We start from the raw sequence: 25,007 nt of genomic DNA, 5'->3' as shown, positions 1-25,007 counted from the left end.
GCGCCCTTTTCCTTACTCAGCGGTGGTTCGAGCCCTGCGGCACGGGGACGCGGTGCAGGATCGCGCGGACCACGTCGGTGGCCGACCGGCGGGCGGCGTGCGCCTCGGTGGTGAGCACCATGCGGTGCGCCAGCACCGGCACCGCGACCGTGTGCAGGTCGTCCGGGACGACGAACTCACGGCCCGAGAGCGCGGCCTGCGCGCGGGCCGAGCGGACCAGCTGCAGGGTCGCCCGCGGCGAGGCCCCGAGACGGATCTCCGGTACCTGACGGGTCGCGGACACCAGGTCGACGGCGTAGCGGCGGATCTCCGGCGACATGTGCACCGACCGCACCATCTCGATCAGCCGCTGCACCGACTCGCGGTCGGAGACGGGTGCGAGATCGGCCAGCGGGTTGTGCCCGGCGTGCTCGTCGACCATGGCCAGTTCGGCCTGCTGGTCGGGGTAGCCGATGGACACCCGCGCGGTGAACCGGTCCCGCTGGGCCTCGGGCAGCGCGTAGGTGCCCTCCATCTCGATGGGGTTCTGGGTGGCGATCACCATGAACGGCTCTTCGAGGTGGTAGGTCGAGGTGTCGACGGTGACCTGGTGCTCTTCCATGCATTCGAGCAGGGCCGACTGCGTCTTCGGCGAGGCGCGGTTGATCTCGTCGCCGACCACGATGTTCGCGAACACCGGGCCGGGACGGAACTCGAACTCGCCGCTCTGCCGGTTGTAGATGGACACCCCGGTGACGTCGCTGGGCAACAGGTCGGGGGTGAACTGGATCCGGCTGACGGTGCAGTCGATCGAGCGGGCCAGCGCCTTCGCCAGCGAGGTCTTGCCGACCCCGGGGACGTCTTCGACGAGGAGGTGGCCTTCGGCGAGCAGGGTCACGAGCGCGATGCGGATGACGTCGGGTTTGCCGACCAGTACCCGCTCCACGTTGGCGGCGATCCGCCGCGCGGTCTCGTGCAGCTCGTCCAGTGATGCTCTGGCATCACGGCCGTTCTGCCGACCGCTGACCGAGCCGGCGCCCGTGGGGTACGGCGCTTGCCCGGTTGCCTGCTCGCCCTGGTGTTCGCCGGGCGTCGCAGACTGGATTCTCGACGTCACTCGACCTCCTGATGCCGCGTGGCTGCATTTCCGCTGGGTCCCCTGCCGGACCGTTCAGTCCCCCGGGCAGCGGTCAGCCTCCCACGAAGTGTGTCAAACTCGGGCGAACTCGTGGGGGGAACCCCACCAACCCCAGTCGATGACTCTGTGCAACCGGAGACTTTACCTCGATCGGGTGAGGTCAGCGCGTTTTCGGGTGCTCCCGCTGACACCGGGTTTTGTCGTATGCTCCGGTGCGAGGTCGCTCGACTACGGAGAGGCGTAATCGCATATGAGCGAGGTGAGTACCGCCAGAACTCGGTTCGACCTGAGCGGATTCGCGGTCGCGCCGGAGCTGGCGGCGGACGCCCACGTGAAGATCTCCGCCCTGCAGGACGTGGTCGGCCAGATGGTCCGGGAGGCCAAGGTGCTCGGCCGCACGGTTCCCCTCGGCGGGGGATACGCGGACGAGGTCGGCCGGTTCATGGCGCAGTACGGGATCGGCGCCGAAGGCTCCGCGGTCGAGGCGCTCACCGCGTTCGGCAAGGAGCTCGAGGCGCTCAAGAACCGGATCGAGAAGGCGCTGGCCCGCTACACCCGACAGGATGAACAAGCGGCGGCGGATGTGGACTGTGTCGGCGGCTGATCCCATGAGCTCCCGCCTTGTCGCGCTCGGCGTCCTCGTCGTCCTCGCGGTGTCCGCTTGCGGGCAAGGAGCCGCGGGCCAGGCGCCGGTTCCGTCCACCCGGATCGTGGTCACCGGCGGGACGTCCGGAGTCCTCGTCCCGCCTGCCGCTCTGGATCCCTGCGCGCTGCTGTCACCACAGGACCGGTCGACGGCCGGGATCAACGTGCTCGGCGTCGCGAAGGAGATCAACGGCGCCCGCGCCTGCGACTGGACGGTGCCCGCGACCTTCGGCGTCACCATCACCGTGGACGAGCGCAACGGCCTGAAGGATCTCGAGGTCGCGCGCAAGACCGCCACCAAGACCAAGGTCGGCGGCCGGGACGCGCTCAAGGTCGCCGACGCCAACGCCGCCGACGGGACCTGCGCGGTCCTGCTCGGCATGGGGGAGAAGGCGAGCGTCCAGATCGACGTGAGCAACACGAACTTCACCGACACCCCGCTCGCCTGCGAGCGAGCGGTGACGGTGGCGGGACTGGCCGAACCCAAACTGCCTTAGGGACTGGCGGCGGAGCGGAGGACGAACTCGGGAATGGACAAAACGTGTGAACCCGCCCGGCCGGAGGCCCCGCTATCGCGGTGGCAGGGCGCCTCGGCTCGCGAACGTGAGAGGTCTGATCGGGTAGCGCCCTGTCGACGTGATCGCGGTCGCGGGTTCACCACCGGATACTGAGGAGAACTGCCGTGCCTGAAGGAGAGACGCCGGGCCGCGAGGTCCCGGTCGCGGCCACGCGTTACGAGGCCTACAGCCACGAAGCGCTGGCCGTCGAAGTCGAAGCGGGCAACGACCCCGAGGCGGCGGGCGGGATCGGCGCCGCTTGGGACGCGCTCGCGCGGCGCATGCACGACGCGACGTCGGAGCTGGCCGGACTGGTCGGCAGCAGCGAAGAGAACTGGCGCGGGGAAGCGGGCGACGCGCTCCGCGGCGTGCTGGCCACCGCGTCCGGCTGGCTGACCTGGTCCGCGGACATCTCCTCCGCGCTCGGGAAGGCCGTGTCCGGGCAGGCCGAAGCGGCGGCGCGGGCCCGTGCCGACATGCCGCCGCCGGTGGACTACGACCCCGGCGCGATGATCCGCGGCGCCGCGGCAGGCGGGAACCTCGCGCTCCTCGCCGCGCTCGCCGACGAGATGGAGGCCAAGCACGCGGAAGCCGAGGAGGCCCGGCGCAAGGCCGTCGACGTCATGAACACCCGCGACGCGTCCCTGCGTTCGCTGACCCCGCAGGTCTCCTTCGGGAAGCCGCCCGAGCTGGGGCGGTCTTGATCCGCGTTTCCGCGTCGGCGTTCGACGTCCTCTGGTCCGACCTGGGCCACGCGGCCCCGCCGTGGCCGCTGTCCGTCCGCAGTGTCGGCGCCACGGAAGCCGAACGCGCCGAGATCCGCGGCGCGGTCTACGAAAACCTCGCCGAACGAGGCCTTTACGACGGCGACCGGCTCGACGCCGCCCTGGAAGCGAGGCTGGACCTGCTCGCGCGCGCCGAGGTCTACGTCGAATGCGAGGCGCTCGCGGACATGACGGCTCAGGCCCCGTTCCGCGCGGTCGCGGCCGCGCGCGGACGGCACGGTGTGCTGGCCACGCAGCCGGAACAGACCATCGCGCTGTCCGGGATCACCGACGGCGAAGTGTTCGCCGCGATCGTCGGCGTCCTGCCCGAACTGCGGCCCGGCCCCGGCTACGGGGTCAGCCTTCCCGCGACGCGTTTCGGCGACGATCTGGAGGATCCGGTGTTCGGCGACGGCGGGCGATCGTCGGCTTCGGACAGTCAGCTGCGCGAGGTGCTCGCGATCCAGGCGCGGCCCGTCTACAGCGCGGGCCAGTTCACCGTGCGGACCCGCGACCGCGACGGCCGGGCGCACCGGGCCGGCGGGCTGACCTGGTTCGACACCGACGTCGGCGCGTACTGTGCCGCGCGGACCGAGGGCCGCGGTGGGCAGGCGTGGGTGACCGTGTCCCCTGTGGACGGTCCCCGGCTGGCCGCTCGGCTGGCTTCGCTGCTGGATCCGGATCGCTAGACCACGTCCCTCGTGAGTGGTGAGCCCGGTCCGTGAAGGCCTCCTTGAGGGACTCTGGGTCCCTCAAGGAGGCCTTCACGGACTCGTGCGGGGCTTCAAGGCGCCCGCACCGCAGTCCTTTGTCGACACATCATGGGATGACCCGACGCCACTCTCCACAGTGTCCCCGGCTGTCCCCACCGCGCCCCACCGGATTCCCCACTTTCACCCCCACTTCGCCCCACAGCAGGGTTCCGGCTGCCGATATGCGGACGCATCAGGCATGGATGAGGTTGCTTCGATACCCGCCCAGGGGGATCTTGGCCACCGTCCCCCACCGAGCCCCCACCTGGCCCCACCTGGCTGACCAGCGAAAACGCCTGACACGACGGAGTGGTCGCGGCTTTTGACGCGTTGACTGTGGTGAAAAGTGGGGTACGGTGGTGCGCAGTGGGGCAGAAGGGAGCCCCGTGGCCGAGCTCGGTTGTTCGCAGCCGGGAGCGGTAGGGAGGTGGAGCCGGTGTTCCTCGGCACCCACACCCCGAAACTGGACGACAAAGGGCGGCTCACGTTGCCCGCGAAGTTCCGCGACGCGCTCGCCGGTGGGCTGATGGTCACCAAGGGACAGGATCACTGTCTCTTCGTCTTCCCCCGGGCGGAGTTCGAGCAGATGGCGAGGAAGGTCGCCGACGCCCCGTTCACGAACGAGGCGGTCCGGGCCTACCAGCGTTATCTCTTCGCCGGGACGGACGAACAACGCCCGGACGGGCAAGGACGTATCGCGATCGCGTCCGAGCTCCGACGCTACGCCGGGCTGAACAAGGAGTGCGTGGTGATCGGGGCGATCACCAGGCTCGAGATCTGGGACGCCCAAGCGTGGCAGGGCTACCTGGACGAACACGAGGACAGCTACGCGAAGGCTCGAGAGGAAGTTCTGCCGGGCGTCTTCTAGACGTGGCCGAGGAAGCACCCACGCCGTCGGGGGGCGCGGGTTCACGCTTCGGGCACGCCGGGAACCGTCCACACGGATGCCGTGAGGCCTCTGTCCGCTCAGTGGCCCTGGTACACCTTCCCCGGTACCAGGTCAGCAGGCGGGCGGACAGGGACCTGACGGCATCCGGCATCTTCCCCGGCACTACAGGAAAGGGGGGAAGACATGGCAGACGAACACGAGCACGTACCGGTGCTGCTGGACCGCATCGTCGAGCTGTTCTCGCCGGTCTTCTCCGACCGCGAGGCCGTGCTGGTCGACGCGACCGTCGGACTCGGCGGCCACTCCGACGCCTTGCTCACCGCGTTCCCCTCACTGCGCCTGGTCGCCCTCGACCGCGACCCCAACGCGCTGGAACTCTCCGCGAAACGGCTCGCGCGGCACGGTGATCGGGTCGGCTTCGTGCACGCCGTCTACGACGAGATGCCGTCCGCGCTGCAAGGTCTAGGACTGTCCAGAGTGGACGGGATCCTGTTCGACCTCGGGGTTTCTTCGATGCAGCTCGACCGGGCCGAGCGCGGTTTCGCCTACTCCAAGGATTCCCCGCTCGACATGCGGATGGACCCGACCACCGGGTTCACCGCGGCCGACGTGCTCAACACCTACGCGCCCGGCGAGCTGATCCGGATCCTGCGCGACTACGGCGAGGAACGCTTCGCCCAGCGGATCGTCAAAGCCGTTGTGGCGGAACGAGAGAAGGAACCCTTCACGCGCAGCGGGCGCCTGGTGGAACTGCTGTACGACGCGGTACCCGCGGCGAGCAGGCGCACCGGCGGGCATCCGGCGAAGCGCACGTTCCAGGCGTTGCGGATCGAGGTCAACGGCGAACTGGAGGTGCTGCGGCGGGCGATGCCGCGGGCGCTGTCCTCGCTCGCCGTCGGTGGCCGCATCGTCGTCGAGTCCTATCAGTCCCTCGAAGACCGGCTGGTCAAGCAGGCCTTCGCGGAACTGGCGAAATCCCGGACGCCGGAAGGGCTTCCGGTGGAACTGCCGGGCCACGGCCCGGAACTGAAACTGCTCACCAGAGGGGCCGAGAAGGCCGGCGAGGCGGAGACCGAACTGAACACGCGGGCCGCCTCCGTGCGGCTGCGAGCCGCCGAACGGATCGGAGACCGAGCACGATGACCGCTCCCGCGAAGTCCCGCGGCCGCCGGACACCGGCACCCGGACGGCGTGCCCGCGCGACCAGCACGGTCGACGAAGCACCCGGCACCACCGAATCCACGACGTCCACCCGTGCCTCCCGCGGCCGCACGTCGGCGGCCGAACGCGCCTACGCCCGCCGCGCCCAGCGCGCCGACCTGCTGCAGCGAGACCAGAAGCGCAACCGTCCCGACGCCGAAGGCGGTGCGGGCAAGGAAGAGCCGGCGAAGAAGCTCACGCTGCGCTGGCCGCGTTCGCGGGCGTCGTTCGTGCTGATGATGATGGGCCTGCTGGCCGTCGGCGTGGCGTGCACGCTGTGGCTGACCACGCAGGCCATCGCCGATTCGTACCGGCTCGAACAACTCCGCACGACCAACGCCGGGCTCGCCGAGGCGAAGGAACGGCTGCAGCGCGAGGTCGCGAAAGCCGAGTCGCCTGCTTCGCTGGCGCCCAAGGCCAGGGAACTGGGCATGGTGCCCGGCGGCGACCCCGCGCATATCGTGATCGGCCCGGACGGACAGTCCACTGTGGTCGGTGAGCCGAAGAAGGCCGAAGGCGAAGCGCCCGCGGCCTCGGCCGAGTCGACGGCGCCGCCGCCCGCGGAGGGAACGCAGCAGGGCACGCCGTACGAGGGCGACCAGCCCGCGGTGCCGCAGGAGAACGCGGCACCGGCGCAGGGAGGTCAGTGATGTCGCCCGGCCGCCCGGCCCAGTCCAGGGCCCGGTCGGCGGGGAGCGCGCGCAGGACGTACGCCGCCGGAACGCGTCGCGCCACCGCCCGCCGGGGCAACGGGGGGAACCGCAGCCGGTTCACCGGCGTCCGGATCCTGCTGATCGTCGTGATGGTGCTCGCCGGCCTCAAACTGGTGCAGGTGCAGTGGTTCGAGGCAGGCGCGCTCTCCGAGGCGGCGGAACGGCAGCGGACGTCGGTGATCGAAAGTCCCGCGCAGCGCGGGTCCATCCTGGACCGCAACGGCACGAAGATCGCGTTCAGCGTCGAGGTACGGACACTCGCCGTGAGCCTGAACTGGCTCCACAAGACGAGGGCCGACTTCGCCGCGAAGAACCCGGCCAAGGGCAATACCTTCGAGGCCGACGTGGCGGGCGCGGCGAAGCTGATCGCGGCCAAGCTGCCGGGGGTGATCACCGAGCAGGAACTGCTGGACAAGTTCCACAAGCCGGACGGTTTCACCTACCTGGTCCACGACATCGAACCGTCGGTCGCCGAGTCGATCGTCAAGGAATACCCGTGGATCAGCGTCGAGAAGCGCTCGAAGCGCGAATATCCGGGCGACTCGATCGGCGCGAACATCGTCGGTTACGCGAACTGGCGCACCGACGACAAGGACGTCTCCAAGCACAACCTGCACGGTGGTTACGGCCTCGAAGCCTCGCGGGACAACGACCTCGCCGGAACGCCGGGCCGCAAGATCGTCAACACCCGTAACGGCAACGACAACCTCGTCATCCCCGGCACCGAACGGGACATCCAGAACGCCGTCCCCGGTTCGGACCTGCAGCTCACGATCGACACCGACCTGCAGTACGAACTGCAGCGGCAGCTGAGCGATTACGTCGCCAAGTCGAAGGCGAAGGGTGGCCAGGCGGTCATCCTGGACTCCAAGACCGGCGAGGTCTACGCGCTGGCCAACGACAAGACCGTCAACCTCAACGATCCGGCTTCGCGCAGCGAGACGGAGAACCTGAACAACCGCGCGGTGACCACGCCCTTCGAGCCCGGTTCGGTGAACAAGATCGTCACCGCCGCGGGCGCGATCGACGCGGGTATCACCACGCCGGAGGCGTCTCTGCCGGTGCCGGGCTCGCTGCAGGTCGCGGACAAGGTCGTCAAGGACGCCTGGCATCACGGCACGCAGCAGTTCACCACCACCGGCATCTTCGCGAAGTCGTCGAACGTCGGCACCCTGCTGCTGGCGCAGAAGCTCGGCGAGGACCGGTACGCGGATCTGCTCAAGAGATTCGGTCTCGGCCAGCGCACGGGGCTCGGCCTCCCCGGGGAGAGCCCTGGCGTCGTTCCGCCGCGCAACCAATGGTCGGCGACGACCTTCGGAAACCTGCCGATCGGACAGGGCCTTTCGATGACCGTCGTGCAGATGGCCGGGATGTACCAGGCCATCGCGAACGACGGGCTGCGCGTGGAACCCCGGGTGGTCAAGGCGAAGGTGAATCCGGACGGGACACTCGTGCCCGAACCGGCGCCCAAGACCGTCCAGGTCATCAGCCCGCAGGCGGCGAAGACCGTCCGCGAGATGATGCGCGCCGTGACGCAGAAGGGCCGCGGGCAGCAGAGCGGCACCGGGCCGAAGGCGGCGCTGGAGGGCTACCAGATCTCGGGGAAGACGGGGACCGGCCAGCAGGTCGACCCGCAGACGAAGTCCTACAGCAACCATCTGTACAACATCACCTTCGCCGGGATCCTGCCCGCCGACAACCCGCGTTTCGTGGTCGGCATCCGGCTCGACGCCCCGGACGCCACCCTGCAGCAAGGGCTCTCGGCCGCGCCGCTGTTCCACTCGGTGGCCGCGTACCTGGCGCAGCGGTTCCAGATCCCGCTTTCGGACGGCCCGTCGCCCCAGGTCCCGCTGGTGCTCTCCTGACGTAACACGCGTGATCGGACACGGAACTCGCGTGATCGAAGGCGTCACTCTCACATCCGTCCGGAGACACGCGAGTTACGGCTCTAATCACGCGAGTTACGGCTTCAATCACGCGAGTTACGGCTTCGGGCACGCCGGGCTGAGCGGCGCACCCGCGTTGCGAAAGCCACTTTCGCAACCTTCAACGTTGCGAAAGTGGCTTTCGCAACCCCGCCTGGCCGCCAACGAGACCACCAGTGTCGCTGCCATTGGTCCAACTCCTCCGTGGACGGCTCGCGGTCGTCGAAGGACGCCAGGAACGCGTACTGGAAACGGACCCGAACAGCAGTGATGCCGCGTCCGCGGGACGCCGGCCGTGAAGTCCGTGAAGGCCTCCTTGAGGGACTCTGGGTCCTTCAAGGAGGCCTTCACGGCTCAACGCCCTGGCTTATCCGGTGGTCGTGAGTGATGGGGTCCGCGGGAGCTACAGCATCAACCGCGGACGCCCACTCGTCCGGCAGACGGTCTCGATCACCCAGGCTGCCCCCCGCGTTTCGTCCTCTCAATGCGGTTGTTGCGTGCGCAACGATCGCCTTGAGAGGACGAAACGCGGAAGTAGAGTCGCGGGGTGATCAGCCGTGCGGTGGTGCTCGCCCCGATCCTGCTCGCGCAAGCCGTCCGGGTGCGCCGGACGACGCCGAGGCTGCCCGGTGCCGAGGGTCCGGTCACCGGCCTCGTGAAGGGCGACGGCCCTCCGCTGCGGCTCGCGGTGCTCGGCGAGTCCACAGTGGACGGCGTCGGCGCGGCCACCCACGCCGAGGCGCTGACCGGACGGCTCGCGGAAGAACTCGCGCGGGACGGCGGCGCGGTCGCCTGGCAGGCCATCGGCAAGACCGGCGCGAACGCGCGCGTGGCGCGCGAGGAACTGCTGCCGCTGCTCGAACCCGCCGACCTCGTGGTGATCGCGCTCGGCGTCAACGACACGATCGAACTGCGTTCGGCCACGCGCTACCGGCGTGACCTGCTCGATCTCGTCGTCGCGGTGCGGCGCCGGGTGGGCCGGGTCCCGGTGGTGCTCGCGGGCGTGCCGCCGATGGGCCGGTTCCCCTCGCTGCCGCGTCCGCTGCGGGACGTCCTCGGCGCGCGGTCGGCCGTCCTCGACGCCGCGGCCGCGCGGCTGGCGCTGCTGCCCGGTGTCGTCCACGTCCCGATGCCCGCCGCGATGCTGGACCCGGCAGCCTTCGCCGAGGACCGCTTCCACCCCGGCCCCGAGGGCTACCGGCGCTGGGCCGGACAACTCGCGGACGTGAGCCGTCGGCTACTCAGCGACACCGATTCCCGGTAAAAACGCTGATCAGGTCACCCGCCTGCCACAGATTAAGAAATTTCCGCGAAAAAGCTGGCTCTGCGTGTATCTGGTGGCAGCCTCATTGCGTCCTATGGAGCAGTCGAGGAAATGAGGGACACCCGATGACGACCGAGACCAACACCGCACCCGTCAACGACGAGGCCACGGCCACCGAGGACCTCGAAGAGACCCTGAAGCCGCAGCCGATCACGGCGCCGGTCCCGCCCCGTCCCGGCACCGGCGCGGACGGCAACTGGGATCCGTACGGCACCAACCCGCCGTCGAACTGAATCAACACGGACAGGTGATGTCCGGAGGCCGAGGGGGCCTCCGGACATTGCCTCCGGGTGCTCCTTCGGGGGAGGGGGACGCCCGGACGCGGGCCCGTTGGGGAGCGGGCCCGGGGGGAGGGAAAAAGGACCGGCCGGTGCGCAGTCCACACCTACTCGCGCCGGCCGGTGCCTTTGTCCTTCGCCCCAGACCGAGGGATGACCGAAACTCGACAAAAAAGTTAGTGACTTGATGTATCCCAGAGCCTCTTGCACGCTCCTTCTCCCCGAAGGGCCCGCGATACTGCCAGCGCCGACACGAAGACACGTCCGAAGTGGGGCAGATACGGTGACCGACGTGCAAACGACCGAGGTAGACCCGCCATGGGAAGGACTGACCGGTGCCGACCTGCATGCCGCCTGCATGCGCGCGGCGCGGGCCGGTGACCGCCAGGCGATGGACAGACTTGTGCACGAGCTGACCCCGCTCGTGTGGCATGTCGCGCGCGCGAACGGGCTCGACCGCCTGACCGCCGAGGACGTGGTCCAGACGGTGTGGCTCGCCCTGTTCAGCCAGCTCGACAAACTCCGTGACCCGAAGGCACTCGCCGCCTGGTTGATCACCACCACCAGACGTGAGGCCCAACATCCCTTCGGCCGCCGCGCCCAGCCTGTCCCGCTGACCGACGAGCTGGCCGAGAGCATGGAGAGCACCCACCCGGCCCCCGAGGAGGAAGCCGTCCGCGCCGACCGGGATCGCCGGGTCTGGCGCGCCTTCCTCCGCCTGCCGCACCGCTGTCAGCAGCTCCTTCGGCTGACCGTGCTCGCCGGGCGGGCCGAATACCAACTGGTCGCCGAAGCACTCCGTATGCCGCGTGGAAGTGTCGGCCCGACCAGGGGCCGTTGCCTCGAATCGATGCGCGACCTGCTGGCCCACGAAGGGGGAAGCCGATGAACGACCTCGGGACGCCGGGGGAGATGACCTCCCCGGGCGATGAGGCCTTGCTCGCCGATATCGGGCGCTTCATGGACGAATTGGACCCGCCACCGGGAAACCTGGTGCAGCGGGTTCAGTTCGCGCTCGCGCTCGAAAACCTCGACGTCGAGGTCGCTCGCTGGGAACGGATGGACGCCACGGCGGGCGTTCGCGGCAGCGACACCGGCACGATCACCTTCACCGTCAGCGACCTGACCGTGATGATCAACCTCACCAAGATCGGCAAGAAACACCGGATCGACGGCTGGCTCGTGCCCGCCGGCGAATACGGAGTGGAGGTTCGCGTCGCCGAGCACGGCACGAGTTCCACCACCGCCGACGAGGGAGGGCGGTTCGTGCTGGACAACGTCCCCCAGGGCACCACCCAGATCGTGATCCATCTCGGCGACGTGACCTGTCGTCGAACCGTCGTGACCCCGACAGTGGTGCTCTGACCGGACGGCTGTTCCGTTATGCGGCGCGGGTGTGCTCCCATAGTGCGTGTGCCCGCGCAGCCTTCCGTCGTCGACGCCGTAGTCGAATCGGCGGCCGAGCTGCACCGCCAGGCCAGGGTCGCGGCATCCGATCACGGGCCCGGCGCGGCGATCAGGCTGCTCCGGCACGGATTGGCCGGTCTCGGGCCGGTGGAGGCGGACAACCCCGGCAGGCTGGAGATCAGGGTCCGGATCCTGGTCAGTCTCGCGGCCGCGGAAGCGGAGATCACGTCGCAAGAGGACGGTTTCGTCCGGCTGGACGAGGCCGAGCGGACGCGGCTTCTGTTGCCGGGCGGTGAAATCCGGCGAGAACTGGGTTTCATCGTCGTGCTGCAGCGCGCGCTGGTGATGATGCGGGTGGGGCGGCTCGACGAATCGCTCGCGCTCTACAACGCGGTGATTCCCCAGCTGGTCGCCGAGGCGGGCCAGCGCAGTCTCCTGCTGACCCGCACCCTGGTGAACCGGGCCTGGCTCCAGTTGCAGAAGACCAATCCCGTCGACGCGCACCGCGACCTCGCCGACGCGCTGGATCTCGCCGTCGAGCACGGGCATCGAATGCTCGAAGGGAAGATCCGCCACAACCTGGGTGACCACGCCCAGCTGCTCGGCGACATCCCCGAAGCGCTCCGGCACTACGAGCAGGCGGCTTCGATCTTCGTCACCGACGGGCCCGGTTCGCTGCCGCTCGTCCGGCTCGACCAGGCGAAGGCCCTGCTCACCGCCGGGCTCGCCGAGGAGGCGGCGCGACATCTCGACGAGGCGATCCCCGAACTCCGCGGCAACGGCGCGCACCATCTCGTCGCGGAAGCGGAGGTCGCGCGAGCCGGGGCCGCCATCCTGGAGGGTGACCACGTCCTCGCGAAGAAACTCGCGACGTCCGCGCGGCGGAGCTTCCTCCGGCGCGGCAACGGCCGGTGGGCGGAGATCTCCGAGTTGACCCGGCTCCGCGCGGACGCGGTGAAGGCCTTGGCGGACAGAGAGAAGAAACCGGCCGCGAAACTGCCAGGACTACTGGCCGATCTCGCCGTCCGGCTGGCCGGGCTCGGGCTGCGTGACGAAGCGGGCGCGGCCAGGATGTTCGCGGTGCGGCTGCTGATCCGTCGCGAAGAGACGGTCGCCGCGCAGGAACTCCTGGCGCAGGTACCGAAACCGCGGCAGACCACGCCGATCGACCACCGGATGCAGTTGCGGTTGTGCCGGGCCGAACTCGCGGTGGCGTCCCACCGGCCGCGTTCGGCGCTCGCGCAGGCACGGGCCGGACTGGCGGAACTCGGGCAGATCCGCGACCGCATGGGCGGGCTCGACCTCGTCTGCGGGACCGCGGCGCACGGCGAGGAGCTGGGCAAACTCGCGCTCACGCTGGTGCTCAAGAAGGCGAGGCGGAGCGGCGCCGGCGCGAAGAGCCTGTTCGCGTGGCTGGAACGCACGCGCGCGCAGGTGTACCGCTACGAACCGCTGCCGGTCATCGAGGACCCCGCGCTCGCCCGGCACATCAACGAAATGCGGCACGTGCAGGGGACGATCCAGGCACGGCGGCTGTCCGGCGAACCGGTCGGGAAGCTCGAGGAACGCTACGACCGGTTGCAGCGAGAGGCGACGCGACTCGGGTGGTACACCAGCCAATGGGGTCGTCCGCGCCCGGTCTCGGCACCCGAAGAGGTGGTGGAGCGGCTCGGCGATCGCGTGCTGGTCAGCCTGATGGGGTATCGCGACACCTTGTACGCGGTGGTCGTCGACCGCGGCCGGTTCCGGCTCGTGAAGCTGGGGCCGCTCGCGGAGATCGTCGAGGCCGCGCGGCAACTGCACGCGGACCTCGACGCGCTGGCCCCGGACAACCTGCCCGCGCCGCTGGTCGAGGTCGTCACCGGTTCCGCGCGGCGCCGGGCGGACAAACTGGACAAGCTGATCTCCGCTTCGCTGGCGAAAACGCTGGAGAACCGCGAGCTGATCATCGTGCCGATCGGTTCGCTGTACGCGCTGCCGTGGGGCGCTTTGCCGTCACTGCACGGACATCCGGTGTCGATCGCGCCGTCGGCGACCGCCTGGGTGACCGCGACCGGGCGGCGGAGTTCCGGGCCGGTCCTGCTCGCCGGCGGGCCCGGGGTGCCGGGTTCGGTCGGTGAGGTGCGGAACCTGCGGACCGTGTACCCGCACGCCCGTCTCGTCGACGGGAAGGACGCGACCAGCGAGGCCGTACTGTCCGCTTTGGACGGTTCCGGGATGGCGCATCTGGTCGCGCACGGCGCGCACGAACCGGCGAACGCGCTGTTCTCGCGGTTGGAACTCGTCGACGGCCCGTTGTACGCGCACGAAACCGCCCGGCTCGCGAAGCCGCCGGAACGGGTGGTGCTGGCCGCGTGCGAACTCGCGATGAGTCACATCCGGCCCGGCGAGGAGGCGCTCGGTTTCGCCGGGACGCTGCTCGCCAGTGGTTCGCGGACGGTCATCGGCGCGATCGCGCGGGTCGGCGACAAGGCCGCCGCCGCCGCGATGTCCGACCTGCACCGGCGGCTGGCTTCGGGGACCGCTCCCGCTTTGGCACTCGCGGAAGCGACCGCCGCCGATCCGCTGCGGCGCCCCTTCCTGTGCCTGGGCGCGGGCTGACTTTCGCCGCGTGATGTGGCGAAAGCTCCCTTCGCCGCGTCCTATGCGGCTATGGCGTCCTTCAGTTCCCCACAGGAGTTGTCCACAACCATCGTCGCCTGTGGACAACTCCGCCGGGCGGCCCTTCCCGACGCCCATCGCCGGTAGACTGGACTCGGGGTCGCCCCCCTTGGGAAGGGCGGGGGGTGGGGTCAGGCGCGTTCCGCGTGTTTCACCAGGCGGGTGGCCAGGATCGAGATCACGGTGCGCAGGGCCGTGCGGACGGCGGCGCCGGTGCCGGGCAGCGGTTCGGTGAACCGGCCCCTCCAGCGCAGATCCGTGCCGCCGGAAGCGTTCGGCGTGAACGAGACTTCGGCGCGATAGTCCTTGAGCGGCGCGAGACCCGCGAAGCCGTAGACGTGCTTGCGGTCCTGTTCGTACTCCAGCGTCTCTTCGTGGAGGTACACCGGCCACAGCCCGACGGCCCGGACGGCGCCCACCCCGTCCGCGTCCGGCTTCCGCGCCCAGCGCGAATGGAACACCACCGGCTTCGCCCATTCCGACCACCGGGAACCATCGGCCTCCAGCGCGAACAAAGAAGCGGGCGAGGCGCTGCTCGTCCGGTTGACCTCGAAGGAGTACGTCTTGCCCATGTGGCGACGATAACCGTTCCGGCCGCCACGGATAAGTGGTCAAGGGTGACAGTGCCGCCTCCGTCGACGTGGCTTTCGCAACGTGTCACCCTCGGCCGTACCGTCCGATGAGCGAAGATAGGGGGCGTGAGCACGACGCGCCGCGAGATCGCCGCACCACATTGGCTGGTGCAGCTGCTCCGCAGCACACCGGTTCCCATTCCGTGGAACATGGTCGCCCGCGCCGTCCTCGCCCTCGCCGTCCCGCTGGCCGTCGGCTACGCGCTCGGCGACATCGGCGTCGGCGCGCTCATCTCCACCGGCGCCCTGCCCACGGTCCTCTCCGAATCCGCCGGTCCGTACCGCTACCGCGCCCGGCGGCTCGGCGGCGCCACCGCGGCCGCCGGACTCGGCTACTTCGCCGGGCTGATCACCGGCGGTATCCCGGCCGCGTCCATCCCCGTCGTCGTCGGCGTCGCGGCGGTGTCCGCGCTGATCAGCGCGGCGGGCAGCAACGCCTCGGTCGCCGGGCTCCAGATGTTCGTCTTCTGCGTCCTCGGCACCGGCCAGCACGTCACCGGCCTGCGCGTCGAAGTCCTCCTCGGCTACTTCTGCGCCGGCGCCGCCTGGAGCCTGCTCGTCGCGCTCGCCACCTGGACCTTCCGCGCCACCAGTCCCGAACGCGGCGCCGTCGCGCACGTCTACGTCGAACTCGCCGCGATGCTGTCCGCGACCGACGAAGCCACCTCCCGCGTCGCGCGCCACCAGCTCACGACCGCGATGAACACCGCGTACGACCGGCTGCTCACCGCCCGATCCTGGCTGTCGGGCCGCGACGCCACCTACCGCCAGCTGCTCAACCTGCTTTCGGCCAGCACCCCCGCCGTCGAGGCGTCCGTCGCGATGGTCAACGCCGGCCGCCGCGCCCCGGACGAGGTGATCGACCACTTCATCGCGACTTCGGCCGCCGTACTCGCGAACCAGGAACTGCCGGAGCCGCCCGAAGCGCCCGAAGACGCCGACCCGGTCCTCGCCGCGCTCTACGCCGGACTCGCCCGGATAGGCAAGGGCGACAACCGGAAACGGCGCGAGATCCAGCCGTGGCACAAACGCCTCCGCGGCTGGGCGGGGTCGCTCGTCTCCGGCCCGCTCACCTGGTTCGCCGCGCTCCGCCTCACGTTGTGCGTCGCGATCGCCGAAGTCGTCGCGCTGCTCGTCCCGTTCGAGCGGTCCTACTGGATCACGCTCACCGTCGGCATCGTCCTCAAACCCGACTTCGGCTCGGTGTTCGGCCGCGCCGTGCTGCGCGGCATCGGCACGGTGATCGGGGTGGGCATCGGCGCGGCCGTACTCGCCGCGGGCGGCGAAGGCTGGCTGCTGGTCCTGCTGATCGCCGTGTTCGCGGGCGGCGTCGCGGTCGGCAAGGTCCGCAACTACGGCATCCTCAGCGCCTTCGTGACACCGCTGATCATCCTGCAGATGGACCTCGCCAGCACCGGAAGCTGGGACGTCGTGCTCGCGCGGCTCGTCGACACCGTGCTCGGCTGCGCGATCGTCCTGCTCTTCGGCTACCTGCTCTGGCCGGGCAGCCGACGGCCGCAGGTCGGCGGACGGCTCGCCGACGGCCTCGACAGCCTGGTGGAATACCTCGACAAGGGTCTCGTGCTCGCGCCGTCGGGCGAAGCGCGATTGGAACGTTCCCGCGCCCGTCGCCGCGCCTACCGCGCACTGGCCGACCTGCGGACCGCGTTCCAGCAGGTCGTCGTCGAACCCTCCGCCGCCGGACGGCAGGCCGTCGCCTGGTGGCCGGTGATCGCCGGGCTCGAACGCGTCGCCGACGCCGTCACCGAGGTCGGCGTCACCCTCGGCCGCGGCGCCCCGGCCCCGGCCGACGCCGACATCGCCCTCCTGACGGCCGCCCTCGCCGAACTCGCGGCCGCCGTCCGCGAAGAACGGGAGCCGGCGGAGATGCCGATGCCCGACAACGAGCAGCTGTCCGGCGTCGTCGACCAGATCGGCGCCGCGTTCGACGCCGTGCGCGGCCCCGATCTCGTCGAACGCGCGCCGCTGCGGCTGGTCCGGCGATTCCTGCCGTACCACCGCCGCGCGTGAAGGCCGACCACCACCCGGACGGGGGAGGGTGAGCATCATCTCGAACTAATGTTCGAGTTTTCACGCATAATCGACCCATGCTCGACACTGGTGACACGCTGCCGCCGGGGCCGCGTCACCTGCACATGGTCCGGCCCAACCAGCCCGTTTGGGTCGATCTCAAGCTGGTGTACCCCGTCGGCGCGGTGAAGACCCGCCTGTCCGACGGCCTGGATCTGACCGGCACCGTCCCCGGTCTGCTGGGGATGTGGCGGGCGACGACGACGGGACACTGGGTCGGCTGGGTCACCTTCCAGCTCGGTCCGGTCGGCCGAGGCGGTACGACGCATTCGCAGTGGGTGCTGGCCGAGGCGCTGCGCCCGCGCGAGGAGCGGAACACGTGGTCGGGCAGTTTCCCCTCCGAGCGGAGACGATGATCGTCCCGCCGCGTGGACGCTGTTGACGGCACGCCAAATCGCGCCCACGATGGGGCCGTGTCCGTAACCTGGGAGTCCGCGCCGCACCGTTCGCTCGGTGAAGGCGTCGCCGCATTGCTCCTGCGCCGTGGACGTTTGGGTTCTCCGCCCGCGTAACCGTATTTCCCGCGAAGGCCATCTGTGAAAGATGGCCGGTTTCGTCATTCCCGGAAATCGGAAACCCCTGGAGCCCAGCATGTCCATCACCCTGTCCGACCGTGTCCGCCTCCGCCCCGCGACCGTCCCCGACGGCGGGATCCTCGAAGGGCCGCGGCTGCTGCGACGCCTGCCGGAAGGCGTCGAAGAACGCCCGTACGAGCTTTTCGCGCTGCGTCCGCTGGGACGGGTGATCGGTGCCGAGATCGGCGGGGTCGACCTCGCCCGGCCGCTGACGCCCGCTCTCCACGCCGAGCTGAATCGCGCGCTGCTGGAGTGGAAGGTGCTGTTCTTCCGCGACCAGGACATCACTTCAGAACACCAGCGCGCCTTCGCCGCCAACTGGGGTCAACTGGAGACGAACCCGTTCATCCCGAAAGGGGAGACCGAGGACACCACCCGGTTCACCCGCTCGGCGAGCATGCCCGCGTTCGAGAACATCTGGCACGTGGACGTCACCTTCCGGCCCGAGCCCGCGCTCGGTTCGGTCCTGCGGCTGATCGAGGTCCCGCCGGTCGGCGGCGACACGATGTGGGCCGACATGGCCGCCGCCTACGACAACCTGCCGGACGACGTCCGCGAGCGGATCGACGGGGCGACCGCGGTGCACGACTTCATCCCCGGCTTCGACCGCTTCTCCGATCCGGGACTGCTGCTGCGCCACCAGGACGCGTTCCCGCCGGTCGAGCACCCGGTCGTCCGCACGCATCCGGAGACCGGGCGGCGCACCCTCTTCGTGAACCAGGCGTTCACGACGCATATCGTCGGCATGGACCGCGACGAGAGCGACCGGCTCCTGCGGTACCTGTTCAGCCGGGCGCATGTCCCGGAGTTCCAGGTGCGCTTCGGCTGGCGGCCGGGTTCGGTGGCCTTCTGGGACAACCGCGCCACCCAGCACTACGCCGTCAACGACTACCACCCGTACGCGCGCGTGGCCGAACGCGTCGCCATCGTGGGCGACCGGCCGTTCTGAGCGTCCCCACGACGGGTGATCGCCGCGGCGTCTTCGCCGGTACCTGTGTGACGATGTGGTCATGGGCATCAACTTCGACGAATTGAAGAACAAGGCCACCGACGCTCTCCGCGAGCACAACGACAAGATCGAGGGCGGCCTGGACAAGGCGGCCGGCTTCGCGAAGTCGAAGTTCTCCGGTCACGACTCGCAGATCGACTCCGGGGTCGAGAAGGCGAAGGGCTTCATCAACAAGTTCGACGACACCCCCGACACCCCGCCCCAGAACCAGCCCCCGCAGGGCCAACAGCCCCCGCAGGGCCAGTAACCGTTCGCGTTTCGTCCTCTGGATGCGGTAGTTGCGTGTGCAAGGACCGCATCCAGAGGACGAAACGCGTCAGGAGACCTCGCCGACCGCGGTGTCGCCGTCGATCGCCGTGATCCGGCCGCCGCGCTCGCCGAGCGCGATCAGGCCGTCGCGCGCGTCCGGCGCGCTCAGGCCGACCCGGACCCCGGCACGTTCCGCGTCCTTGGCGGCCGCAAACGCTTGCGCCCCTTCGTGACCCGCGTTGACCGTCACCGCGAGACCGCCCGTCGACGCCAGCGAGCCCCGCGCGGCACCCAGCCGCCCGAGCGCCTCGTCGACGATCGGCAGCAGCGCGTCCCGGTTGCCCTCGGTCATCGCCCGCACCAGCGCCGGGCTCGACCCGGCCACCCGCGTGCCGTCCGTGTAGGACCCGGCGGCCAGCGCCATCGCCAGCGGCCCGCCCTGCGCGCCGATCGTGGCCAGGATGGCCGCGAAGATATGCGGCAGATGCGAGATCCGCGCGACCGTCTCGTCGTGCGAGTCCGCCGGCAGCGGCACGACCTGCGCGCCGACGTCCAGCACCAGCTGGGCGACCTCCGCCCAAGCGGTCAGATCGGTGTCGTGCTCGACACCCAGCACCCACGCCGCGCCGCGGAACAGCGCCGGATCGCTCGCCTTCCAGCCGGAGTTCGCCGTCCCGGCCATCGGATGCCCGCCGACGAACTTCGCATACGGCGCGCGACGACGGACCGAGTCGAGCACCGGGCCCTTCACGCTGGTCACGTCGGTGAGCACGCAGTGCCCGGCGACCCGCGAAACGGTCCGGAGCACCTCCTCGACCGCGGGCAGCGGCACCGCGAGCACGATCATCGCGTCCCGCTCCGCCGCCTTGCCCAGCGCGGCTTCGACCTGCGTCGTCACGTCGAAACCCGCTCTGCTGGCGGCGTCCGCGTCAGCTTCGGAGGTCGTCGCCCCGAACGTGGTGCGGCCGACCGAATGCGCCGCGCGCAGCAGCGAACCACCGATCAACCCGAGCCCGATCACGCATACGTCCCGCACAAGGGTTCATCCTGCCATCTGTGGGCCCCCACGTCAGAGAACGGCGGCGAGGCGCGTTCCCTGATCGATGGCCCGTTTGGCGTCCAGTTCGGCCGCGACGTCGGCGCCGCCGATGAGATGCACCGGCAGCCCGGCCGCGCGCAGGTCGTCCACGAGGTCGCGCACCGGCTCCTGTCCCGCGCAGACGACGACGTTGTCCACCTCGAGCACACGCGGCCGGTCACCGACGGTGATGTGCAGGCCGTCGTCGTCGATCCGGTCGTAGGTGACCCCGGTGAGCTGCTCGACGCGTTTGGCCTTCAGCGCGGCCCGGTGCACCCAGCCGCTGGTCTTGCCGAGCCCCGCGCCGATGCCGGACTTCTTGCGCTGCAGGAGGAAGACCTGCCGCGGTGACGGCTCGACCTTCCGCTCGGTCAGCCCGCCGGCCGCCCGCTCGGGATCGGTGACGCCCCATTCGGCCATCCACGCGTCCAGATCGAGCGCGGGGGAGGTGGTGTGCGTCAGGAACTCGCTGACGTCCACGCCGATCCCACCCGCGCCGATCACGGCGACCTTGCCGCCCACCGGTTTCCCGTGCCGGACGACGTCCACATAGGACAGAACCTTCGGGTGGTCGATACCGGGGAGCGACGGCACCCGCGGCGTCACGCCGGTGGCCAGCACGACCTCGTCGAAACCGGCGTCGACCAGATCGGCGGCGGCCACGCGCGTACCGAGGTGCACCTTGACGCCGGTGACCTCCAGCCGTCGCGAGTAGTACCGGATGGTCTCCGCGAACTCCTCCTTGCCAGGGATCTTCCGCGCGATCCCGAACTGGCCGCCGATCTCGTCGTCGGCTTCGAACAGTTCGACCGCGTGCCCGCGCTCGGCGAGGCCGGTCGCGGCCGCGAGCCCGGCGGGGCCCGCGCCGACCACGGCGACGCGTTTGGTCTTCCGCGTGGGCGAAAGCGTCAGCGTCGTCTCGTGGCCCGCGCGCGGATTCACCATGCAGGACACCAGTTTGCGCTTGAACGCGTGGTCGAGGCAGGCCTGGTTGCAGGCGATGCAGGTGTTGATCTCGTCCTCGCGCCCGCTCTCGGCCTTGCGGATCCATTCCGGGTCGGCGAGGAACGGCCGCGCCATCGACACCAGGTCCGCGTCGCCGCTCGCCAGCGCCTCCTCGGCGACCTCGGGCATGTTGATCCGGTTCGACGTGACCACCGGGATCCCGACGTGCGGTTTGAGCTTGCCGGTCACCCAGGTGAACGCCGCTCGCGGCACGGACGTCACGATCGTCGGCACCCTCGCCTCGTGCCAGCCGATGCCGGTGTTGATGATCGTCGCGCCCGCCTCTTCGACCTCCTTGGCCAGCGCGACGACGTCTTCCCAGTGCTGTCCGCCTTCGACGAGGTCCAGCATGGACAGCCGGTAGATGATGATGAAGTCCTCGCCGACCGTTTCGCGTGTGCGGCGCACGATCTCGACGGCGATCCTCCGGCGGTTTTCCGCGCTGCCGCCCCATTCGTCGGTGCGTTTGTTGGTCCGCTCGGCGAGGAACTGGTTGATGAAGTAGCCCTCGGAACCCATGATCTCGACGCCGTCGTAACCCGCTTCCTTGGCCAGGAAGGCACAATCGGCGAACGCGCGGATCTGGCGCAGCACGCCGTACCCGGAAAGGGCCCGTGGTTTGAAGGGGTTGATCGGCGCCTTGATGCCCGACGCGGACACGCTCAGCGGGTGGTAGGAATACCGGCCCGCGTGCAGGATCTGCAGCGCGATCTTGCCGCCCGCCTCGTGCACCGGATCGGTGAGTCGCTTGTGCGCCTTGGCTTCCGCGCGCGTCGAGAGCTTGGACGCCAGCGGCAGGAGCCAGCCGGTCCGGTTCGGGGCGAAACCGCCGGTGACGATCAGCCCGACCCCGCCGCGCGCACGTTCGGCGTAGTACTCGGCCAGTTGCGGGAAATGCGCTTCCTTGTCCTCGAGGCCGGTGTGCATCGAACCCATGATCACCCGGTTGCGCAGGGTGGTGAAGCCGAGGTCGAGGGGGGACAGCAGGTTCGGGTACTGGCTCATCGCTGGTCCTTACGCATCGTGGTGGAATGCCCGGAGGACTTCCTCGAGCCACTCGACGTGGCCCTGTTCGGTTCGGATTCCTCCGCGCAGCACGAGGAACTGATGCAACGACTGTCCACTGAGGACACTCGGATCGGGGAAGTCGTGCTTCTCGATCAGCAGGTAGGCGTCGAGTCGTGCCGCGTGCGCGTCGCGATGCCGGGCGACCTCGGCGGCGACGGCGGCCGGATCGCCGAGGGTGGCGCCGCGGATCTTCACGGCGAGTTCCCTGGCGGTGGCCGACGGATCGGGTTCGGCGAGCCAGCGGGCCAGTTCGGCCCGCCCCGCGTCACCGACGGTGTAGACCTTCTTGTCGGGTTTCCCGGACTGCGCGACCGGCGCGACGGCGACCCAGCCCGCGTCCTCCATCCGCTTGAGGACGCGGTAGATCTGCTGGTGGGTGGCGCTCCACCACAGTCCGATGGACTTCTCGAAGCGGCGCGTCAGCTCGTAGCCCGAGCCGGACCGCTCGGACAGTGAAACCAGGATCGCGTGCTCCAGTGCCATGCACCTAGTTTCATATGCACCCAGTTGCACTGCAAGGCGACGCGCGTCACAAGTACATGAAGGCCCCCTTCCTGTACCTAGGCGCAAGGAAGGGGGCCTTCATGTACTACAAGAGCTATGGCTTGCGGGCGATACCGCCGATGACGCGGGACTCCGAGGGGTTCGCGGCGAAGACCGTCTTCTCGTCCGGATGCCACGCCGGCGCGTAGACCAGGCCCGGCTCCAGCAGCGGCCAGCCGCCGAAGAACCGCCGGAACTCGTCCATGGTGCGCAGGAAGCCGGGGTTCGTCGTGGTCTCGTAGTACTCGAGGATGTCGAGCAGCGCCTGGCGTTCCTCGTCGTTGGCCGGGTTCTCGTTGGTCATCTGCGAAAGCACCAGCAGCGAACCCGGCGCGAGCCGGTCGCGGTAGAAGTCCAGCAGCCCGTCGGGGTCCTGCTCGTCCTTGATGAAGTGCATGACCGCGTTGACCACCAGCGCGATCGGCTCCCGGACGTCGATGATGCCGGAATCCATCACCCGGTCCCAGAGGTCTCCGGGGTCGAACAGGTCGGCGGCGATCGCGTGGTGCCGGTCCGGGTCGGCGGTGTCGGCGAGCAGCAGCGTCGAATGCGCGAGCGCGATGGGCTCGTTGTCGATGTAGAGGACGTGCGTGTCCTCCTGCGGCCGCGCCTCGTCGGCGACCTCGTGCACGTTGCCCGCGGTCGGCAGGCCGGAACCGATGTCGACGAACTGCTTGATACCCAGCTCCGCGCAGTGCCGCACGGCCCGGCCGAGGAACTGCCTGCTGGTCTTGCAGTAGTCGCCCATGAGCGGCAGGCGCTCGCGCACCTTCTCGGCGAAGTCGCGGTCGATGGCGTAGTGGGTGTCGCCGCCGATGAAGTAGTCGTAGACCCGGGCCGCGGACGGCCGGTCCAAGCTGTTCTCGACGGCCCTGAGCGCCGCGTCGTGATCGATCATCGTCATCCCTTTGTCCGCGCCGGAAATCCCATGCTAACCGGCCGGGACGTAGGCCTCGCGGTAGGCGTTCACGGATTCGGTCAAGCGATCGAGCTCCGCGCGGGTGCGGGCGAGACCGGCCGCGTCGAGCCCCATCGCGTCGCCGATGATCTTCGGGATCCCGCTCGCGCGCTCGCGGAGCCGGGCGCCGTCCTCGGTCAGGCTGATGCGGACGGACCGTTCGTCGTCGGCCTGCCGGACGCGCTCGACCAGTCCGGACTTCTCCAGCCGCTTGAGCAGTGGCGACAGCGTGCCGGAGTCGAGGTTCAGCACGGTGCCGAGTTCCTTGACCAGCCGCTCGTCCTCCTCCCAGAGCGCGAGCATCACCAGGTACTGCGGATAGGTCAGGTCCAGATCGTCGAGCACCACGCGATAGAGCGCGGTCACGGCCCGCGATGCCGCGTAGAGCCCGAAGCACAGCTGATCGTCCAGGCACAGCGATCCGGTGTTGTCCGTCGGCATCGGTCCTCCTCGTCCCCATGGTGCGTCGATCATGCCGCAGACCGCCACTGGAGTGAGCCAAATCTCCTTGGGTACATTTTAGTTGTGCGCAACTGAGTTGCGAGCTACTTTTATCGCATCGACTTCGGAACCCAGGAGGCAGAAATGACCGCCAACCCGCACAACCTGGCCCTCGAACCGGCCGCGCAGGCTTTCGTCGAGGCCACCGCCACCCCGCCGTTCCTCTTCCAGCTGCCGCCGGAGGAAGGACGCAAGGCCGTCGACGATGTCCAGGGCGGCGACGTCGAACTGCCCGCCGCGGACGTCGAGACCACGCACGTGGACGGCGTCGAGGTCCGCATCGTCCGGCCCCGGGGCGCGACCGGGCCGCTGCCCGTGATCGTCTACATCCACGGCGCCGGCTGGGTCTTCGGCAACTTCCACACCCACGAGCGCCTGGTCCGCGAGCTCGCCGTCGGCGCGGGCGCGGCCGTCGTCTTCCCCGAATACGACCGCTCGCCGGAGGCGCGTTACCCGGTCGCCATCGAGCAGAACTACGCCGTGGCGAAGTGGGTCGCCGAGCACGGCGCCGAACACGGGCTCGACGGCACGAAGATCGCGATCGCCGGGGACTCCGTCGGTGGCAACATGACCGCCGCGCTCACCCTGCTCGCGAAGCGGCGCGGCGACGTCACCTTCCGGCAGCAGGTGCTCTTCTACCCGGTGACCGACGCGGACTTCGACACCGAGTCCTACCGGCGGTTCGCCGAGGGTTACTTCCTCGCCCTCGACGGCATGAAATGGTTCTGGGACCAGTACACGACCGATCCGGCTCAGCGCGCGGAAATCACCGCGTCGCCGCTGCGAGCGAGCCTCGACGACCTCGCGGGCCTGCCGCCCGCGCTGGTGATCACCGCCGAGGCGGACGTCCTGCGTGACGAGGGCGAGGCGTACGCCGCCAAGCTGCGTCAGGCCGGAGTCCCGGTGACCGCCGTGCGGTATCAGGGCATCGTGCACGACTTCGTCATGCTCAACACGTTGCGCGGAACGCACGCCGCGAAAGCCGCGATCGCGCAGGCGATCGGGGTGCTGCGCACCGCGCTCGAAGGCTGAGCGCTTTGTCCGGGGTGACACGCGTCACCCCGGA

General features: G+C 69.7%; 25 protein-coding genes. 18 read left to right on the top strand and 7 right to left on the bottom strand.

What is annotated here, in order from left to right; all coding sequences use genetic code 11:
• Positions 1–16: 16 nt before the first annotated feature.
• A complete protein-coding gene (locus ACLJQ7_RS14585; RefSeq protein WP_410648742.1) occupies positions 17–1,096 on the bottom strand; it encodes an AAA family ATPase in 1,080 nt (359 codons plus the stop codon).
• A gap of 271 nt (positions 1,097–1,367) precedes the next feature.
• Between ACLJQ7_RS14585 and ACLJQ7_RS14580 the strand changes: the two genes are divergently transcribed.
• The 13 genes from ACLJQ7_RS14580 (at position 1,368) to ACLJQ7_RS14520 (ending at position 14,172) form a co-directional block, all read left to right on the top strand.
• Positions 1,368–1,721, top strand: coding sequence for a hypothetical protein (locus ACLJQ7_RS14580; RefSeq protein ID WP_410648741.1), 354 nt, complete (start codon positions 1,368–1,370; stop codon positions 1,719–1,721).
• A 4-nt stretch (positions 1,722–1,725) separates the two neighbouring features.
• Positions 1,726–2,259 (top strand): DUF3558 family protein, encoded by a 534-nt coding sequence (locus ACLJQ7_RS14575; protein ID WP_410648740.1) that lies wholly within the window; start codon positions 1,726–1,728, stop codon positions 2,257–2,259.
• A gap of 185 nt (positions 2,260–2,444) precedes the next feature.
• Positions 2,445–3,023, top strand: coding sequence for a PPE domain-containing protein (locus ACLJQ7_RS14570; protein ID WP_410648739.1), 579 nt, complete (start codon positions 2,445–2,447; stop codon positions 3,021–3,023).
• Positions 3,020–3,772: an ESX secretion-associated protein EspG gene (locus ACLJQ7_RS14565; RefSeq protein WP_410648738.1), complete on the top strand. Its 753-nt coding sequence runs from the start codon at positions 3,020–3,022 to the stop codon at positions 3,770–3,772. Before ACLJQ7_RS14570 ends, ACLJQ7_RS14565 begins: the two co-directional genes overlap by 4 nt.
• A gap of 499 nt (positions 3,773–4,271) precedes the next feature.
• Positions 4,272–4,703, top strand: a complete 432-nt coding sequence (gene mraZ, locus ACLJQ7_RS14560; RefSeq protein WP_005156436.1) for a division/cell wall cluster transcriptional repressor MraZ — start codon at positions 4,272–4,274, stop codon at positions 4,701–4,703.
• 204 nt (positions 4,704–4,907) lie between these two features.
• Positions 4,908–5,867, top strand: a complete 960-nt coding sequence (gene rsmH / locus ACLJQ7_RS14555) for a 16S rRNA (cytosine(1402)-N(4))-methyltransferase RsmH (RefSeq protein ID WP_410648737.1) — start codon at positions 4,908–4,910, stop codon at positions 5,865–5,867.
• The gene (locus ACLJQ7_RS14550) at positions 5,864–6,574 is read left to right on the top strand and encodes a hypothetical protein (RefSeq protein WP_410648736.1); all 711 of its coding nucleotides are present in this window, start codon (positions 5,864–5,866) and stop codon (positions 6,572–6,574) included. The genes rsmH and ACLJQ7_RS14550 overlap by 4 nt, the downstream gene beginning before the upstream one ends.
• Positions 6,574–8,502 (top strand): peptidoglycan D,D-transpeptidase FtsI family protein, encoded by a 1,929-nt coding sequence (locus ACLJQ7_RS14545; protein WP_410648735.1) that lies wholly within the window; start codon positions 6,574–6,576, stop codon positions 8,500–8,502. The genes ACLJQ7_RS14550 and ACLJQ7_RS14545 overlap by 1 nt, the downstream gene beginning before the upstream one ends.
• Before the next feature lie 607 nt (positions 8,503–9,109).
• Entirely contained in the window at positions 9,110–9,826 is a 717-nt protein-coding gene (locus ACLJQ7_RS14540; RefSeq protein WP_410648734.1) for an SGNH/GDSL hydrolase family protein, read from the top strand.
• Between the two features lie 125 nt (positions 9,827–9,951).
• Complete coding sequence (locus tag ACLJQ7_RS14535; protein ID WP_410648733.1) at positions 9,952–10,119, top strand: hypothetical protein; 168 nt, start codon at positions 9,952–9,954, stop codon at positions 10,117–10,119.
• 328 nt (positions 10,120–10,447) lie between these two features.
• Complete coding sequence (locus ACLJQ7_RS14530; RefSeq protein ID WP_101611873.1) at positions 10,448–11,053, top strand: RNA polymerase sigma factor; 606 nt, start codon at positions 10,448–10,450, stop codon at positions 11,051–11,053.
• Entirely contained in the window at positions 11,050–11,529 is a 480-nt protein-coding gene (locus ACLJQ7_RS14525) for a carboxypeptidase regulatory-like domain-containing protein (RefSeq protein ID WP_410648732.1), read from the top strand. Before ACLJQ7_RS14530 ends, ACLJQ7_RS14525 begins: the two co-directional genes overlap by 4 nt.
• A gap of 42 nt (positions 11,530–11,571) precedes the next feature.
• A complete protein-coding gene (locus ACLJQ7_RS14520; RefSeq protein WP_410648731.1) occupies positions 11,572–14,172 on the top strand; it encodes a CHAT domain-containing protein in 2,601 nt (866 codons plus the stop codon).
• Between the two features lie 191 nt (positions 14,173–14,363).
• On the opposite strand, the gene ACLJQ7_RS14515 is transcribed toward ACLJQ7_RS14520, so the two are convergent.
• Entirely contained in the window at positions 14,364–14,804 is a 441-nt protein-coding gene (locus ACLJQ7_RS14515) for an SRPBCC family protein (protein WP_410648730.1), read from the bottom strand.
• 126 nt (positions 14,805–14,930) lie between these two features.
• On the opposite strand from ACLJQ7_RS14515, the gene ACLJQ7_RS14510 reads away from it, so the two are divergent.
• The 4 genes from ACLJQ7_RS14510 (at position 14,931) to ACLJQ7_RS14495 (ending at position 18,786) form a co-directional block, all read left to right on the top strand.
• A complete protein-coding gene (locus ACLJQ7_RS14510) occupies positions 14,931–16,895 on the top strand; it encodes an FUSC family protein (RefSeq protein WP_410648729.1) in 1,965 nt (654 codons plus the stop codon).
• A gap of 77 nt (positions 16,896–16,972) precedes the next feature.
• Entirely contained in the window at positions 16,973–17,311 is a 339-nt protein-coding gene (locus ACLJQ7_RS14505) for a hypothetical protein (protein ID WP_410648728.1), read from the top strand.
• 235 nt (positions 17,312–17,546) lie between these two features.
• Positions 17,547–18,479, top strand: a complete 933-nt coding sequence (locus ACLJQ7_RS14500) for a TauD/TfdA dioxygenase family protein (protein ID WP_410648727.1) — start codon at positions 17,547–17,549, stop codon at positions 18,477–18,479.
• A gap of 61 nt (positions 18,480–18,540) precedes the next feature.
• Positions 18,541–18,786, top strand: coding sequence for an antitoxin (locus ACLJQ7_RS14495; RefSeq protein ID WP_410648726.1), 246 nt, complete (start codon positions 18,541–18,543; stop codon positions 18,784–18,786).
• A gap of 69 nt (positions 18,787–18,855) precedes the next feature.
• Here the strand turns inward: ACLJQ7_RS14495 and ACLJQ7_RS14490 are convergent, their stop codons facing one another.
• The 5 genes from ACLJQ7_RS14490 to ACLJQ7_RS14470 all read right to left on the bottom strand — a co-directional run bounded on the left by ACLJQ7_RS14490 (position 18,856) and on the right by ACLJQ7_RS14470 (position 23,881).
• Positions 18,856–19,809, bottom strand: coding sequence for a prephenate dehydrogenase (locus tag ACLJQ7_RS14490; RefSeq protein WP_410649198.1), 954 nt, complete (start codon positions 19,807–19,809; stop codon positions 18,856–18,858).
• Between the two features lie 48 nt (positions 19,810–19,857).
• Positions 19,858–21,876: an FAD-dependent oxidoreductase gene (locus ACLJQ7_RS14485; RefSeq protein ID WP_410648725.1), complete on the bottom strand. Its 2,019-nt coding sequence runs from the start codon at positions 21,874–21,876 to the stop codon at positions 19,858–19,860.
• A 9-nt stretch (positions 21,877–21,885) separates the two neighbouring features.
• Positions 21,886–22,422, bottom strand: a complete 537-nt coding sequence (locus ACLJQ7_RS14480) for a PadR family transcriptional regulator (RefSeq protein ID WP_125679028.1) — start codon at positions 22,420–22,422, stop codon at positions 21,886–21,888.
• A gap of 115 nt (positions 22,423–22,537) precedes the next feature.
• Positions 22,538–23,386 (bottom strand): SAM-dependent methyltransferase, encoded by an 849-nt coding sequence (locus tag ACLJQ7_RS14475; RefSeq protein ID WP_410648724.1) that lies wholly within the window; start codon positions 23,384–23,386, stop codon positions 22,538–22,540.
• A gap of 27 nt (positions 23,387–23,413) precedes the next feature.
• Positions 23,414–23,881, bottom strand: a complete 468-nt coding sequence (locus tag ACLJQ7_RS14470; RefSeq protein ID WP_410648723.1) for a MarR family winged helix-turn-helix transcriptional regulator — start codon at positions 23,879–23,881, stop codon at positions 23,414–23,416.
• A 144-nt stretch (positions 23,882–24,025) separates the two neighbouring features.
• Between ACLJQ7_RS14470 and ACLJQ7_RS14465 the strand changes: the two genes are divergently transcribed.
• Positions 24,026–24,973, top strand: coding sequence for an alpha/beta hydrolase (locus ACLJQ7_RS14465; protein ID WP_410648722.1), 948 nt, complete (start codon positions 24,026–24,028; stop codon positions 24,971–24,973).
• The last annotated feature ends 34 nt before the right edge of the window (positions 24,974–25,007 follow it).

The organism is Amycolatopsis sp. cmx-4-54, from assembly GCF_046548895.1.
Classification (GTDB): Bacteria; Actinomycetota; Actinomycetes; order Mycobacteriales; family Pseudonocardiaceae; genus Amycolatopsis.
This window is presented reverse-complemented; position numbering and strand designations above follow the sequence as displayed.

What these genes read in the sequence shown, in the direction of transcription:
- ACLJQ7_RS14580 (WP_410648741.1), top strand. Translation starts at nt 1,368, where the DNA reads ATGAGCGAGGTGAGTACCGCCAGAACTCGGTTCGACCTGAGCGGATTC.
- ACLJQ7_RS14575 (WP_410648740.1), top strand. Translation starts at nt 1,726, where the DNA reads ATGAGCTCCCGCCTTGTCGCGCTCGGCGTCCTCGTCGTCCTCGCGGTG.
- rsmH (WP_410648737.1), top strand. Translation starts at nt 4,908, where the DNA reads ATGGCAGACGAACACGAGCACGTACCGGTGCTGCTGGACCGCATCGTC.
- ACLJQ7_RS14550 (WP_410648736.1), top strand. Translation starts at nt 5,864, where the DNA reads ATGACCGCTCCCGCGAAGTCCCGCGGCCGCCGGACACCGGCACCCGGA.
- ACLJQ7_RS14545 (WP_410648735.1), top strand. Translation starts at nt 6,574, where the DNA reads ATGTCGCCCGGCCGCCCGGCCCAGTCCAGGGCCCGGTCGGCGGGGAGC.
- ACLJQ7_RS14535 (WP_410648733.1), top strand. Translation starts at nt 9,952, where the DNA reads ATGACGACCGAGACCAACACCGCACCCGTCAACGACGAGGCCACGGCC.
- ACLJQ7_RS14525 (WP_410648732.1), top strand. Translation starts at nt 11,050, where the DNA reads ATGAACGACCTCGGGACGCCGGGGGAGATGACCTCCCCGGGCGATGAG.
- ACLJQ7_RS14515 (WP_410648730.1), bottom strand. Translation starts at nt 14,804, where the DNA reads ATGGGCAAGACGTACTCCTTCGAGGTCAACCGGACGAGCAGCGCCTCG.
- ACLJQ7_RS14505 (WP_410648728.1), top strand. Translation starts at nt 16,973, where the DNA reads ATGCTCGACACTGGTGACACGCTGCCGCCGGGGCCGCGTCACCTGCAC.
- ACLJQ7_RS14500 (WP_410648727.1), top strand. Translation starts at nt 17,547, where the DNA reads ATGTCCATCACCCTGTCCGACCGTGTCCGCCTCCGCCCCGCGACCGTC.
- ACLJQ7_RS14495 (WP_410648726.1), top strand. Translation starts at nt 18,541, where the DNA reads ATGGGCATCAACTTCGACGAATTGAAGAACAAGGCCACCGACGCTCTC.
- ACLJQ7_RS14485 (WP_410648725.1), bottom strand. Translation starts at nt 21,876, where the DNA reads ATGAGCCAGTACCCGAACCTGCTGTCCCCCCTCGACCTCGGCTTCACC.
- ACLJQ7_RS14480 (WP_125679028.1), bottom strand. Translation starts at nt 22,422, where the DNA reads ATGGCACTGGAGCACGCGATCCTGGTTTCACTGTCCGAGCGGTCCGGC.
- ACLJQ7_RS14475 (WP_410648724.1), bottom strand. Translation starts at nt 23,386, where the DNA reads ATGACGATGATCGATCACGACGCGGCGCTCAGGGCCGTCGAGAACAGC.
- ACLJQ7_RS14470 (WP_410648723.1), bottom strand. Translation starts at nt 23,881, where the DNA reads ATGCCGACGGACAACACCGGATCGCTGTGCCTGGACGATCAGCTGTGC.
- ACLJQ7_RS14465 (WP_410648722.1), top strand. Translation starts at nt 24,026, where the DNA reads ATGACCGCCAACCCGCACAACCTGGCCCTCGAACCGGCCGCGCAGGCT.